Source organism: Bacillus cereus group sp. BceL291 (assembly GCF_051776705.1).
GTDB lineage: Bacteria > Bacillota > Bacilli > Bacillales > Bacillaceae_G > Bacillus_A > Bacillus_A cereus.
Genome location: NZ_JBPWAP010000008.1, coordinates 1 through 14,527, shown reverse-complemented (window position 1 = coordinate 14,527; position 14,527 = coordinate 1). Strand labels below are relative to the sequence as shown.

The following is a 14,527-nucleotide window of genomic DNA, read 5'->3' as shown; positions in this document are numbered from 1 at the left end:
ATAACATGAAAAAGTGGAATGATAAAACGAAAGTTCAATGTGCTATAATAGGTCTTTCGTTTCGAGTATTCTGTATTTTAAAAAGGAGAATTTTCCTTTTATATAACAGTTTGGAAATAGGAGATTTATCCATAAAAAGTTCAGAAATAAAAACTACACATCTATACAACTATATGTTATTATGGTTATGTAATAGAAAGCGTTTTCTAAAGCGTACTTATAATGATAACGATTTCATAAATTTGATTAGGGGGAATTAAAATGTTGCAGTTTTTACAACGTATTGGTAAAGCTTTAATGCTTCCGATTGCAGTACTACCAGCAGCAGGATTATTGCTTCGTTTAGGGCAACCAGATGTATTTGATATTCCTGTTATGGCACAGGCCGGCGCAGCAGTTTTTGATAACTTAGCACTTATTTTTGCAATTGGTATTGCAATCGGTCTTTCAGTGGATGGTAGTGGTGCAGCAGGTCTTGCAGGTGCAATTGGTTATCTTGTTATGAAAAATAGTATTGATGCACTTAGCAAAGGGTATTCAACTGCTGAATTACAAGGTAAATTAGGTAAAGTCCAAGATTTAATAGGTAATAGCGCAAATGTAGATCCATCTAAGCTTGCGGATACAATGACACAAGTATCTAAGGCTGCTGAATTATCGACTAAAGTAGATATGAAAGTCTTAGGTGGTATTATTGTTGGTGTTATAGCAGGACTTCTTTATAATAAATTCCATAAGATTAAACTTCCAGAATGGTTAGGTTTCTTTGCTGGAAAACGTTTCGTTCCAATTGTTACATCAGTTGTGATGCTGATATTAGGAATTCTATTTGCACAAATTTGGCCAACAATTCAAAATGGTATTGATGCATTAGCTCATGGAATTGTTAATTTAGGTGCAATTGGTTCAGGACTATTTGGTTTATTAAACCGTTTATTAATCCCAATTGGTTTACACCACGTAATGAACACATACTTCTGGTTTGTATTTGGGGACTTTACAAATGCAGCAGGTAATGTTGTTAATGGTGATATTGCTCGTTTCCTTGCAGGTGACAAAACAGCAGGTATGTTTATGACTGGTTTCTTCCCAGTTATGATGTTCGGTTTACCAGCAGCATGTTTCGCAATGATTGCAGCTGCTAAACCAGAAAAGCGTAAAGCAGTTACTGGTATGTTAGCTGGTCTAGCATTAACTTCATTCTTAACTGGTATTACAGAGCCTATTGAATTCTCATTCATGTTCTTATCACCAGTATTATATGGTATTCATGCTGTATTAACAGGTCTTTCTTTATTCATTACAACATCGCTTGGCATTCATGATGGTTTCTCATTTAGTGCCGGTGCAATCGATTACGCTTTAAACTTCGGTATTGCAACAAAACCAGTCTTACTAGCAGGTATTGGTTTAATTTACGCAGCAATTTATTTCATAGTATTCTACTTCTTAATTAAGAAGTTCGATTTAAAAACTCCTGGTCGTGAAGATGACGATGAGTTAGTTGAAGATGGTGATGCACCAGTTGCAGGTTCAATTGGTGAAACTTACGTAGCAGCTTTAGGCGGAAAAGAAAACTTAACAGTTATTGATAACTGTGCAACACGTCTACGCTTACAAGTAAAAGATGCTGGTCAAGTAAATGAAGCAGCATTAAAACGTGCTGGTGCAAAAGGTGTTATGAAATTAAGTAATACAAGTGTACAAGTTATCGTAGGTACAAATGTTGAGTCTGTTGCCGATGATATGAAAAAACACGTATAAATAATGAGATAAGAGGATGTCCAAAAAGATTGATAACATCAATTTTTTAGAGGATATCCTCTTTTTTTTGTTAATAATTTAACGGGAATCTTACTTTTGTAAATTTTCTTTTTCTTTTTTGTACATATAGGTTGGTAATATGTGCAGTGCGTGATAAAGTAGGGATGATATAGAATGGATTATCCATAATCTACTAAAATAAATCTTTAATAGAGGAATTAAATTATTGGTGAGTAAGGGGAAAAAAGCAATTATGGATCAGGAAAAAAATAATGCGAATGGGAAAGTACGTCGGCCGATTGTATACATCAAAAGAACAATCATTCTCGTCTTACTATTATCACTTGTATATTTCATGTATACAAAAATTGTTGCGCATAATAAGAAAGAAGAAACTTTAAAAGCGGCAGCAGAAATGAAGAAACAAGAAGAGCTAAAAAAGAAAGAAGAAAAAAAGAAACAAGAAGTACAGAAGCAAAAACAAAAAGAGCAGGAAGAACAAGTGAAGCAAGCGCAAGTTGCGGAACAGCCTGCTGAAGGACCACCTCAAGAAATTAATGAAAACGCTCAATTGGACCAGTATTTAAAAAACGCAGGCTTTAGCGGGACAGCTGTTATTGTGAAGAATGGAAAAGTTCTTTTGAATAAAGGATACGGTATGGCAAATAAAGAGCAGCAAGTACCGAATAATTCAGAGACGACTTTTTATATTGGTTCTATTTCAAAGGCGTTTGTAGCAACTGCTATTATGCAGTTGAAAGATCAGAATAAATTACAAGTAGAAGATACTGTTGCAAAGTATATTCCAAATTTCCCACAAGGTAATAGTATTCAGCTAAAACATCTATTAACACATACATCAGGGATTCCCGAATATGAGCAGGGAAAAGAAGATATTTCTCATGAAGAACTGATAAAGCGGATAGGAAATCAAAAGCGTATTGGTGGTCCAGGAGAGAAATGGAAGTATTCCGATTCGAACTACTCCATACTTGCATACATTGCCGAGAAGGTAAGTGGACAGTCGCTCGAAGAATATATTAAACAACATATTTTTGCTACTGCGGGTATGAAACATTCTGGTTTTGGCACAGCGTTAGAACAAACAAGATTCCCATCAACGGGTTATAAAATAGTAAATAATAATATGACAACACCTAATATTCCGAGCATGTCACAACTATATGGTTGTGGTGATATATATACGAGTGCACATGATTTATATTTATTTAACGAAGCGTTATACTCTGGAAAGTTAATTTCAAAAGCAAGTTACGATCAAATGTTTACAGCCGTGAAAAAGGATTACGGATTTGGCTGGTACGTAGACCCAGGAAGCTATTCGAATCATGGTGTAATGCCAGGTTGGAATTGTTTAAATGGATTTAGTAAAAACGGTAGTGTGTACGTTGTTTTATTATCTAACATTCAAAACAATATTAAATCATTTGGTAAAGTGAATAACGATATATATACGATGTTAAGAAATATTGAAGTGTAAGAAACTATCCTTTTGGATAGTTTTTTTTATGCCCTGAAACAAATATTTCTTTTAGAAAATGTATGTCTTACCTATCACAAAAATATCTATTTTGTATACATTAAGATGTATGGATGTATTTTTATAATTTAAAAATAATAGGAGGAGAAGTATATGTGTCTGTTCAGTAATTATTGGAAAAAGTTATCAAGATTGTTTAATAGACAATTAGATTATTTTTTAGATAATAAGTTATTGCCTGCTGTGGAAAGACTTTTATTTTCGCAAAACTTCGCGAGGTTTATTCAAAGAAATTCCAAGCAAGCTACAGAAGAATTTATTAAATCAAGTCAATTTCAATCGATTATTTGTAACATTTTAAAAGAATGTAATACATCACCTTTTAAAGAAATTGCAGAGCAGTATTTAGGTAAAAACGTAGAAATTACTGTGACAGTGGGACAGTTAACAGGCGTTATTGTAGCAGTTGGTGATGACTTCTTAACATTGCAAGAAGGAATAGGAACAGAAGTTTTATTACCATTTACAAGTATTATATCAATTAAAGAAGCGTAAGAAAGGAGACTTATATATGTTATTTACTGAAGAATTACGTAACCATGTTGGTGAGTTAGTGCAAGTTGTGACAGCGGCCGAAATTGTTGCAGGTATTCTGTTATCTGTGACAGATGGAGCAGTAAGTGTTCGTACTTCTCCTTCTTATGGACCACCGGAAGATGTAGTTGTACGTATTCCTATTATTTCATATGTTCGCTTGGAAGGGTAAGAGTGATACAAGTATGAGAGTGTCAGTTGTTATTCCAGTGCATAATGAAGCAAGTACTTTATCAAAAGTTTTAGTAGAAGTAAGAAAGCTCGAACCATATGAAATTATCATAGTAGATAATGGATCGACAGATGGTACGAAAGAAATAGCGCTACAGCATAATTGCCGTGTAATTTATTATAGATATTCCCTTGGTAATGATGTGGGACGGGCAATTGGTGCTAGAGAAGCAAAAGGTGAAATTGTTTTATTTTTAGATGGTGATATCGTCATGAAAAGTGAAGAATTATACAATTTTATTAAAGGAATACAGCAAGGACATGAGATTGTTTTAAATAATTTAACATGGTCCGTTTATTTGAAGATGAGACCGCATTATACGACGGTTGGAAAATATATGTTAAATCGTTATTTGAACAAGAAGGAGTTTGTTGTAGGATCTTTAATTGCAATACCACATGCGATAAGTCGTAAAGTGATTGAAAAACTGGGGTGGTGGAATTTAGCAGATCCAGCATTATTTCAAGCGATGGCGATGTCTAGAGGAGTAGATATTTCTGATATGGCTTCAGTTGATGTCATTTACACAAATAAAGTTCGTCCTGTCCATACGGGCGCATCACCTGGCTCTCCTTATCCGAAAGCGACTAGTCGTATTATGGGTGATCATTTGCGTGCTTTACAATACGTAATCGAAACATACGGTAATCGCGGTGGTTTTTCAGAGGACAATAGAGATAGAGCGTTTGTAGGAAAGTATAAACCAGTTTTATTACAAAAGAAAAAAGCGAAATATAGTGCCATTATCCCGGTATCAGAAGAAAAAATAACTATAAGGTCTGTTATACAAGAAGTGAAAGAAGCAGGTGTAGATGAAATTATAGTTGTCGCGAATGGAGCAGATGTTGAGACTGTTAAACAGGCAAAGCTAGAGAATGTTATTGTAGTTGAATTTACGAAGGCGCTTGGACATAATGTAGCACGAGCAATAGGGGCTATGCATGCTACGGCAGATATTTGTTTATTCGTTGATGGTGATTTTGTTATTCCAGCAAAAAAACTCACTCCATTTTTACATGCTGTTGAAGATGGAAATGACGTGGTGTTAAATGATTTACAATGCTTATTAGATATGTTTCATCCAGCAGATCCAATTAGTATGGGAAAATACTTTTTGAATTTGGTAGCGAAAAGACCAGATTTATGGAATAACTCACTAACTGCTGTACCACATGCCATGCATAAGAAGGTAATAGAGAAAATAGGATATGACGCCCTTATCATTCCGCCATTAGCACAAGTGAAAGCTATTTTAGAAGGATTCTCTATTACAACAGTAGAGTTAGTAGATGTTATAAAAACAAATCGAGTACGTCCAGAGCAACACGAATTTGTAAATGGGCGTATTTCAGCGTTTGATCGTATTTTCGGTGATCAACTTGAGGCGGTTGCGTATTTATTACAACGTACGGATGAACGTGGTGGCTTTACTGATGGAGATAGAGATAGAGATATCATTCAACAATTGAGAAGGGAAGAAGAGAATACAAATGAATAGTAGTAAAGTAGCTATTATTGGGTTAGGGTATGTTGGCCTTCCTTTAGCGGTACATTTTGCAGAAAGAGGGCATACAGTACTTGGATTAGATAAAGATATTAGAAAAATAGACTCAATTATAAAAGGAGAAAGTTATATTCCAGATGTTTCTTCTAAAGAGTTACAAAGTTTATTGACGAAAAAAAAATTAACAGTAAACACACCGGATCAAGGCATTGCTGATTTTCAAAGTAGTGATTATGTTATTGTCACTGTCCCGACTCCAATTAATGAACAAAGAGAACCAGATTTAAGTGCCCTCATTTCAGCTTCGCATTATATACAACAAAACCTTCAAAAAGGACAAACCTTCATTTTTGAAAGCTCCACATATCCAGGCACACTTGAAGAAGTCATCATACCTATTATTTCTCAAAATAGTAACAAGGTAGGGGAAGATTTCTATATCGGATATTCCCCTGAGAGAATTGATCCAGCAAATAGTCAATATTCAGTTCAAGCTATTCCAAAAGTTATTAGTGGACAAACAGAAAAGTGTAGACAAAAGGTACAGGATTTATATAGTACCATTTTTGACGAAGTTGTACCTGTTAGCTCTCCGAAAGTAGCAGAGATGTGCAAGCTATTTGAAAATATTCAGCGCTTAGTTAACATTTCTTTAGTAAATGAACTAAACACACTATGTGAAAGTTTAGGCATTGATTTTTATGAGGCCATTGAAGCGGCATCTACAAAACCATTTGGGTTTACTCCATATTGGCCAGGGCCAGGGATAGGGGGACACTGTATTCCAGTAGACCCTTTATATTTTCAATGGAGAATAAAAAAGAATGGGGCAATTAGTCAATTAATTGAGGCAGCACATATAATTAATGAAGAAATGCCAGAGAAAATGGTCCGGAAAGTAAAAAGTGTGGTGCAATCACCTGCAACGGTGTTAATTGTAGGGATTGCGTATAAAAAAGATGTAAATGATTTGAGAGAATCACCAGCGTTACCGATTATTCAATTATTAAGAAATCAAGGATACGAGATAGAATATCATGATCCTTATATTTCTTTCGCGGAAATTGGAGATAAGGTGTATCAATCTGTTTCTTTAGATGAAGAAAAAGTTAAAAAAGCGGATTGTATTTTAATTTTAACGGATCATTCTAATATTGATTGGAAGCTTTTTAAAGGAATGGACCGAGTAATAGATACACGCGGGATTGTAAAGAAGGTGAGTAAATGAGTAAGAAATGTTTAATTACAGGTGGGGCCGGATTTATCGGGTCGCATTTAGCTGAAGAGTTGATGAGAAGAGGTTATGAGGTCACTGTTGTGGATAACTTTTATAAAGGTAAAAATAAGTACCATAAAGAGTTAATGAAAAAAATCCGTGTTATTCCAATAAGTGTTTTAGATAAAAATTCTATTTATGAATTAGTAGATCAGCATGATGTCGTGTTTCATTTAGCAGCAATTTTAGGTGTGAAAACAACAATGGAAAAAAGTATAGAGCTCATAGAAACGAATTTTGATGGGACGAGAAATATTTTACAAGCAGCGTTAAAAGGAAAGAAGAAAGTAGTTTTTGCTTCTACTTCAGAAGTATATGGTAAGGCCAAGCCGCCTTTCTCTGAAGAGGGAGATCGATTATACGGGGCAACTTCTAAAATTCGTTGGAGTTATGCAGTTTGTAAAACGTTGGAAGAGACATTATGTTTAGGATACGCATTAGAAGGTTTACCGGTAACGATTGTTCGATATTTTAATATTTATGGTCCAAGAGCGAAAGATGGTCCGTATGCAGGGGTAATCCCGCGATTTATTAGTGCGGCTTTGCAAGGAGAAGACATTCTCGTATATGGAGATGGAAAGCAGACACGTTGTTTTACGTATGTGAGTGATGCGGTAGAAGCAACAATTCGGGCAATGGATGAGAAGGTAAATGGTGAGATTATTAATATAGGTTCTGAGAATGAACAGAGTATAAAAGAAGTAGCAGAAGTAATTAAAAAATTAACGAATTCTTCTTCGAAGATTGTACAAGTGCCTTTTGAAGAAGTATATCCTCATGGTTTTGAAGAAATTCCAAATAGAAGACCAGATGTAACAAAATTAAAAAAGCTTGTTCAATTTCAGGCGAAAGTAACGTGGGAAAACGGATTGAAGGAAACAATTAAGTGGTTTCGTGAACAAAACAATGGCTAAGTCATTATCTGTTATTATTCCTGCATGTAATGAGGTCGATACGATTTCAGACGTTATTCAATCGGTAAGACCATTAAATCCAGTAGAAATTATTGTAGTAGCAAACGGTTGTAATGATGGAACAGAAGATGTTGCAGATCGTTTAGGGTGTAAAGTAATCAAACATACAGAGCTACTAGGGAACGATGTTGGACGTGCAGTCGGCGCAAAACATGCGATAGGTGATGTATTACTATTTATAGATGGTGATTTTGCTATTCAAACTTCAAAATTAAAATTATTCCTTAATCCGATTTTATACGATCAGGCAGATGTAGTTTTAAATAATTTGGATGCATTATTTTTAAAAAGGCAAAAACCTACTTCTATTACAGTATGGCGCCAAATATTAAATGCAATGTTAGAGCGTGAAGAATTAAAAATTAATTCTTTATTAGATGTACCTCATGCGCTGACGAAAGAAGTCGTTCAAAGCATCGGATATGAATGTTTTGTTAATCCTATTGTGGCTCATTTACGCCTACTTCAAAGTAAATGGAGAATTAGTCGTCATTGCGCCATTGACGTTATTACGCCAAATAAATTTCGTCCATTCCAGCATGCTGCATATGGAACAAATCTTTCCCAATCTGAAAAAAGAATGATAGGTGATCATATAGAAGCAGTAGCGGCACGGATATTAAGCAGTGATGAGCGCGGAGGATATTATGATGGAAATAGGAAAAGGGATAGTGTCTATCATACTTTAAGTTTTGAAGAGTTTTATCAAGGATGGGGCGTCACATCTAATTTGTATAAAGGAAAGCAACTATCTGTTGTTATTCCCGTACAAGATGAAGAGAAAACAATTGGAAACGTTATAGAAGAGCTTCGCAAAATTGAACCCTTCGAAATTATCGTTGTCGTAAATGGTTCGTCAGATAAAACGAAAAAAATTGCAAAAGACAAAGGGGCAACGACAATTGTATATAAAGAAGCACTCGGAAATGATGTAGGGCGCTCACTTGGAACTTATTTTGCCAAAGGAGAAATTGTGTTATTTATAGACGGCGATTTTATTATTCCAGCGAGTGAGCTATATCCTTTTGCAAAAGCTATAGCAGATGGAAAGGACGTCGCATTAAATGATTTAAATCACTATTTAGATTTAAGAGTACCACTTCATCTTGTAACTGCATTTAAGTATGCACTAAATTTAGCTTGTGATAGAAAGGATTTAGGGGTAGGCTCACTTATTGCGGTACCTAATGCATTTAGCCAAAAGTGTTTGAAAGCAATTGGGTATAAATCTTTATTGTCACCTTGTGTAGCACAAGTGAAGGCTCTTCTGTCTGGATTTGAAATTGCATGTGTATATCGTGTTGAGGTTGATAAGATGAACCGTATTCGTCCCAGTGAACATTTCGCAAAAATAGGTCACCCTCCAGCTGTACTTCGAATTATAGGTGATCATATAGAGGGACTAGAGCAAATAATTTCATTAACAGACAATCGTGGCGGATTCTATGATGGCAATAGAAAAAGAGATGTTTTATAGAAGTAACAAAAAAGTGTACAACATGTGTACACTTTTTTGTTCTGTTATAAAAACTATAACAGATTAGGAGATAAGAGTATTACAGCTCTACAATGGGTATTGTTCTTATATTACAAAATAGGACTCGTATATAAGGATACCAAAAAAATACAATTAAGGAAAGGGTTAATTTTAAAGACTTTTAAATGAAGTTAACACTATATATATAGTAGTTTGCTCAATATTTCACAAACATGTCACAACTATTTCGTTCACTTTCGTAAAAAAGTAGTATTCTAAGTGTGTAAGCTGTTATATAAAAAATCTTAGTCCTGTACTAATCAAAAATGGAGGAGATTAGGATGACTCAAGTATTAGAAAATGTTAAAAACGCATGGGAAAACTTTAAAGGTGAAAAATGGAAAGCAGAGATTGATGTTCGCGATTTCATTTTAAATAATGTAAACGTTTTCGAAGGAGACGAATCTTTCTTAGCAGAAGCAACTGAAGCAACGAAACAACTTTGGGATCAAGTAATGGATTTAACAACGAAAGAACGTGAAAACGGTGGCGTTCTTGATATGGATACAAAAATTGTTTCTTCTATTACATCACATGCCCCTGGATACTTAAATAAAGATATTGAAAAAGTAGTCGGTTTCCAAACTGATAAACCATTTAAACGTTCTTTACAACCATATGGTGGTATTCGTATGGCAGAACAAGCTTGTGAATCTTATGGATACGAAATGGATAAAGAACTTAGTCGTATTTTTAGAGATTGGAGAAAAACTCATAACCAAGGTGTATTTGATGCATACACACCAGAAATGAGAAATGCACGTAAATCAGGTGTTATTACGGGTCTTCCAGATGCATACGGACGTGGACGTATTATCGGTGACTATCGCCGAGTAGCGTTATATGGTATTGATCATTTAATTGAAGCGAAAAAAGCTGATTTAAATTTAACTGGCGGTGTAATGAGCGAAGATACAATGCGTTTACGCGAAGAGTTATCTGAGCAAATGCGTGCACTTCAAGAGTTAAAAGAAATGGCCGCTTCTCATGGCTTCGATATTTCTAAGCCAGCAACAAACACGCAAGAAGCATTCCAATGGTTATACTTCGCATACCTTGCAGCGATTAAAGAGCAAAACGGGGCTGCAATGAGTCTTGGGCGTACTTCTACATTCTTAGATATTTACATTGAAAGAGATTTAGCAAATGGTACTTTAACAGAAGAAGAAGTACAAGAAATTGTAGATCACTTCATTATGAAATTACGTCTTGTGAAATTCGCAAGAACACCTGATTATAATGAATTATTCTCTGGTGACCCAACTTGGGTAACTGAATCTATCGGTGGTATGGCATTAGATGGTCGTCCATTAGTAACAAAGAACTCATTCCGTTTCTTGCATACATTAGATAATTTAGGACCAGCTCCAGAACCAAACTTAACTGTTCTTTGGTCTAAACAATTACCAGAGAACTTTAAAAACTACTGTGCGAAAATGTCTATTAAAACATCAGCAATTCAATATGAAAATGATGACATTATGCGCCCTGAATACGGCGATGATTACGGTATTGCATGTTGCGTATCTGCAATGAGAATCGGTAAACAAATGCAGTTCTTCGGAGCTCGTGCAAACTTAGCGAAAGCATTATTATATGCGATTAACGGTGGTAAAGATGAAAAATCTAAAGCACAAGTTGGTCCTGAGTACGCACCAATTACTTCTGAAGTATTAAATTATGAAGAAGTTATGCATAAGTTTGATATGACAATGGAATGGTTGGCGGGTCTATATTTAAACACATTAAATGTTATCCATTACATGCATGATAAATATAGCTATGAACGTATTGAAATGGCACTTCATGATACAAACGTTCTTCGTACAATGGCAACAGGTATTGCTGGTCTATCTGTAGTAGCAGATTCATTAAGTGCAATTAAATACGCAAAAGTAAAACCAATTCGTGATGAAAATGGTATTGCAGTTGACTTCGAGATTGAAGGAGATTTCCCTAAATACGGTAACAATGATGATCGTGTAGATGAGATTGCTGTAAATCTTGTAAAAACATTTATGAATAAACTTCGTAAACATAAAACATACAGAAATTCTGTTCATACAATGTCAATCTTAACAATCACATCTAACGTTGTATACGGTAAGAAAACTGGTAATACTCCAGATGGCCGCCGTACTGGAGAACCATTTGCACCAGGTGCGAACCCAATGCATGGACGTGATACAAAAGGTGCATTAGCTTCATTATTATCTGTGGCTAAATTACCATATGAAGATGCACAAGATGGTATTTCTAATACATTCTCTATTATTCCGAAAGCACTTGGTAAAGAAGATGATGTACAAGTACGTAACTTAGTATCAATGCTTGATGGCTATGCAGTAAAAGAAGGCCACCACTTAAATATTAACGTATTTAACCGTGAAACATTAATGGATGCAATGGAACATCCTGAGAAATATCCACAATTAACAATTCGCGTATCTGGTTACGCTGTAAACTTTATTAAATTAACTCGTGAACAACAAATTGATGTAATTAACCGTACAATGCATGAAAGCATGTAAATGAAAAAAGTGTCCCTTCGCTCTTAATATATAGCGAAGGGAGGCTGTTTCAATAAAGGAGGAAGTAACATGGTAAAAGGAAGAATACATTCTGTAGAGTCTTGTGGTACTGTTGATGGCCCAGGGATTCGTTATGTCATATTTACACAAGGGTGTTTATTACGTTGTCAATATTGTCATAATGCTGATACGTGGGAAATCGGTAAAGGTAAAGAAATAACAGTTGAAGAAGTGATGCAGGATGTGACATGTTACCTTCCATTTATTGAAGCTTCCGGAGGCGGTATAACAGTTAGCGGTGGAGAGCCATTATTACAGCTAGACTTTTTAATTGAGTTGTTTAAAAAGTGTAAAGAGGCTGGTATCCATACAACAATCGACTCTTCTGGTGGTTGTTATTCTGAGGAACCAGAATTCCAAAATAAGCTAGATATTTTAATGGATTATACAGATTTAGTTTTATTGGATCTGAAACATATCGATTCCAAAAAGCATCGTAAATTAACAGGGAAACCAAATGAACATATTTTACAATTTGCTCGTTATTTATCGGATAAGAATAAACCGATTTGGGTACGACACGTATTAGTTCCTGGTGTTACGGATAATGAAGAGGATCTACAAAAACTATCTAGCTTTATTCAAAGTCTGTCTAATGTTCAAAAAGTTGAAGTGTTACCATATCATAAGCTTGGTGTATATAAATGGGAGGCGCTTGGACACAAGTATCCACTCGCAAATGTAGAACCACCTACTGAGAAAAATGTAGAACATGCTAAATATATTTTACAAGCGGTCTAATCCAAATATTGGATTAGGCTTTTTGCTTTCTTTACAATAAAATCTAGAGTATATATTGATAAAAGAGTATACTGAAAATAGAATATCCATAATTTTGTACGGAATAAATGGAGAAATTTACATAATTGTAAAGGGAAATCAAAATAGTAAAAAGAATTAAGAAGTAAAAGAGTGAGTATCATGGAATAGAGAACATTTGTAAGTTATTGCGAAAGCTCTTATAGGAAAGTATAATGTAAAGATATGAGCACAGATAGGATTAAGGGGTCAATCTTATATGCTTTGCATATCCACGACAGGTACATAGCTGAAAGGGAATTATTAGAATCTGTTTATGTAATTTTTAAGGAAAATGTTTTTCCTATTGTCGTATATGCAATATGGAGAAACAAAAAGCTAGGAGTGGATTTGTTTGATAAAAAACCCCAAGGTTTTAATATTAACTGCACATTACGGTAATGGTCATGTGCAAGTAGCAAAAACATTAGAACAAACATTTCGCCAAAAAGGAATTGAAGATGTTATTGTATGCGACTTGTTTGGAGAATCACATCCATTTATAACTGACATTACAAAATATCTATATTTAAAAAGTTATACAATAGGAAAAGAATTATATCGTTTGTTTTATTACGGGGTAGAAAAAATTTATGATAAGAAAATAGCATCTTGGTATGCGAACTTTGGAAGGAAACGTTTGAAAACACTTTTACAGGTGGAGAAACCAGATATTGTAATTAATACATTTCCAATTATCGCTGTACCAGAATTAAAGAAACAAACAGGTATTTCAATTCCTGTCTATAACGTATTAACGGATTTTTGCGTGCACAAAATATGGATTCATCGAGAAGTAGATCGTTATTTTGTTGCAACGGATCATGTGAAAGAATTGATGGTTGATATCGGTGTACCTGCGGAACAAATTGTTGAAACAGGAATTCCAATTCGGAGTAGTTTTGAGTTAAAGGTAAATCCAGAAATCATATATAATAAATATCAGTTATGTAAGAATAAAAAGATTTTACTAATTGTAGCAGGTGCTCATGGGGTATTAGGAAATGTAAAAGAACTATGCCAATCATTTATGTCAGTGCCTAATTTACAAGTAGTTGTCGTTTGTGGGAAAAATGAAGCTTTAAAACAGGATTTATTAAGTTTACAGAAGCAAAATTCCGATGCATTAAAAGTGTTTGGGTATGTTGAAAATATTGATGAATTATTCCGTGTTACTTCTTGTATGATTACGAAGCCAGGCGGAATAACATTAAGTGAAGCAGCAGCGTTGCAAGTACCTGTCATTTTATATAAGCCTGTTCCAGGACAAGAAAATGAAAATGCGATGTACTTTGAAAGAAAGGGAGCAGCAGTTGTCATTCGCGATGATAGTGAGGTTTTTGCAAAAACAGAGGCATTATTACAAGATGATGTGAAGCTTCTTCAAATGAAAGAAGCAATGAAAAGCATCTATCTTCCAGAGCCAGCTGGCCATATTGTAGATGCAATTTTGGCGGAAAATCATGCAGAACCGCGTCATATACCTATTAAATCACCTGCTCTTGCACAATCTTTTACTTAATATGAAACCCTCTTTGTATATGTAAAGAGGGTTCTTTATTATTTTTAAAGGAAATTTAGTGAGTTATCCACAAAAGGATTGCGCTTTCATTAAACAGTAAAGTCGGAATATTAACAACTATATTGTTTTTAGTAACTTAATAGTAAGCCACCATTATCATTGAAAACCCAGCCAGTTTATAATAAACCATACATGAAAATTTTATAAATGTATGGGGGAATTTTGGGAGATGAT

At 34.7% G+C, this 14,527-nt stretch carries 11 protein-coding genes and 2 pseudogenes; all 13 read left to right on the top strand.

Annotated elements, in window-relative coordinates:
• Positions 1-5: 5 nt before the first annotated feature.
• The 13 genes and pseudogenes from ACS2CR_RS08225 (at position 6) to ACS2CR_RS08165 (ending at position 14,293) form a co-directional block, all read left to right on the top strand.
• Positions 6-120: pseudogene (locus ACS2CR_RS08225) on the top strand (transcriptional regulator).
• 141 nt (positions 121-261) lie between these two features.
• Positions 262-1,764 carry an N-acetylglucosamine-specific PTS transporter subunit IIBC gene (nagE, locus tag ACS2CR_RS08220; RefSeq protein WP_000938900.1) on the top strand — a complete coding sequence of 501 codons (1,503 nt, stop codon included), beginning with the start codon at positions 262-264 and terminating at the stop codon, positions 1,762-1,764.
• A 253-nt stretch (positions 1,765-2,017) separates the two neighbouring features.
• On the top strand, positions 2,018-3,265 hold the full coding sequence (locus tag ACS2CR_RS08215) for a serine hydrolase domain-containing protein (protein WP_042891274.1): 1,248 nt from the start codon (positions 2,018-2,020) through the stop codon (positions 3,263-3,265).
• A gap of 153 nt (positions 3,266-3,418) precedes the next feature.
• Positions 3,419-3,820, top strand: a complete 402-nt coding sequence (locus tag ACS2CR_RS08210) for a hypothetical protein (protein WP_000335550.1) — start codon at positions 3,419-3,421, stop codon at positions 3,818-3,820.
• A 16-nt stretch (positions 3,821-3,836) separates the two neighbouring features.
• Entirely contained in the window at positions 3,837-4,031 is a 195-nt protein-coding gene (locus tag ACS2CR_RS08205; RefSeq protein ID WP_000899480.1) for a hypothetical protein, read from the top strand.
• A gap of 13 nt (positions 4,032-4,044) precedes the next feature.
• Positions 4,045-5,589 (top strand): glycosyltransferase family 2 protein, encoded by a 1,545-nt coding sequence (locus ACS2CR_RS08200; RefSeq protein ID WP_153602577.1) that lies wholly within the window; start codon positions 4,045-4,047, stop codon positions 5,587-5,589.
• Positions 5,582-6,823, top strand: a complete 1,242-nt coding sequence (locus ACS2CR_RS08195) for a nucleotide sugar dehydrogenase (protein WP_001088932.1) — start codon at positions 5,582-5,584, stop codon at positions 6,821-6,823. Before ACS2CR_RS08200 ends, ACS2CR_RS08195 begins: the two co-directional genes overlap by 8 nt.
• On the top strand, positions 6,820-7,785 hold the full coding sequence (locus tag ACS2CR_RS08190; RefSeq protein ID WP_000037023.1) for an NAD-dependent epimerase/dehydratase family protein: 966 nt from the start codon (positions 6,820-6,822) through the stop codon (positions 7,783-7,785). The genes ACS2CR_RS08195 and ACS2CR_RS08190 overlap by 4 nt, the downstream gene beginning before the upstream one ends.
• Entirely contained in the window at positions 7,778-9,322 is a 1,545-nt protein-coding gene (locus ACS2CR_RS08185; protein WP_002100715.1) for a glycosyltransferase family 2 protein, read from the top strand. The genes ACS2CR_RS08190 and ACS2CR_RS08185 overlap by 8 nt, the downstream gene beginning before the upstream one ends.
• Positions 9,291-9,511: pseudogene (locus ACS2CR_RS08180) on the top strand (hypothetical protein). Before ACS2CR_RS08185 ends, ACS2CR_RS08180 begins: the two are co-directional and overlap by 32 nt.
• 152 nt (positions 9,512-9,663) lie before the next feature.
• Positions 9,664-11,913 carry a formate C-acetyltransferase gene (gene pflB / locus ACS2CR_RS08175; protein WP_000195464.1) on the top strand — a complete coding sequence of 750 codons (2,250 nt, stop codon included), beginning with the start codon at positions 9,664-9,666 and terminating at the stop codon, positions 11,911-11,913.
• 69 nt (positions 11,914-11,982) lie between these two features.
• Positions 11,983-12,714, top strand: a complete 732-nt coding sequence (gene pflA / locus ACS2CR_RS08170; RefSeq protein WP_000238467.1) for a pyruvate formate-lyase-activating protein — start codon at positions 11,983-11,985, stop codon at positions 12,712-12,714.
• Positions 12,715-13,126: 412 nt separating this feature from the next.
• On the top strand, positions 13,127-14,293 hold the full coding sequence (locus ACS2CR_RS08165; RefSeq protein ID WP_000594688.1) for a diglucosyl diacylglycerol synthase: 1,167 nt from the start codon (positions 13,127-13,129) through the stop codon (positions 14,291-14,293).
• Positions 14,294-14,527 lie beyond the last annotated feature (234 nt).

What these genes read in the sequence shown, in the direction of transcription:
- nagE (WP_000938900.1), top strand. Translation starts at nt 262, where the DNA reads ATGTTGCAGTTTTTACAACGTATTGGTAAAGCTTTAATGCTTCCGATT.
- ACS2CR_RS08215 (WP_042891274.1), top strand. Translation starts at nt 2,018, where the DNA reads ATGGATCAGGAAAAAAATAATGCGAATGGGAAAGTACGTCGGCCGATT.
- ACS2CR_RS08210 (WP_000335550.1), top strand. Translation starts at nt 3,419, where the DNA reads ATGTGTCTGTTCAGTAATTATTGGAAAAAGTTATCAAGATTGTTTAAT.
- ACS2CR_RS08205 (WP_000899480.1), top strand. Translation starts at nt 3,837, where the DNA reads ATGTTATTTACTGAAGAATTACGTAACCATGTTGGTGAGTTAGTGCAA.
- ACS2CR_RS08200 (WP_153602577.1), top strand. Translation starts at nt 4,045, where the DNA reads ATGAGAGTGTCAGTTGTTATTCCAGTGCATAATGAAGCAAGTACTTTA.
- ACS2CR_RS08195 (WP_001088932.1), top strand. Translation starts at nt 5,582, where the DNA reads ATGAATAGTAGTAAAGTAGCTATTATTGGGTTAGGGTATGTTGGCCTT.
- ACS2CR_RS08190 (WP_000037023.1), top strand. Translation starts at nt 6,820, where the DNA reads ATGAGTAAGAAATGTTTAATTACAGGTGGGGCCGGATTTATCGGGTCG.
- ACS2CR_RS08185 (WP_002100715.1), top strand. Translation starts at nt 7,778, where the DNA reads ATGGCTAAGTCATTATCTGTTATTATTCCTGCATGTAATGAGGTCGAT.
- pflB (WP_000195464.1), top strand. Translation starts at nt 9,664, where the DNA reads ATGACTCAAGTATTAGAAAATGTTAAAAACGCATGGGAAAACTTTAAA.
- pflA (WP_000238467.1), top strand. Translation starts at nt 11,983, where the DNA reads ATGGTAAAAGGAAGAATACATTCTGTAGAGTCTTGTGGTACTGTTGAT.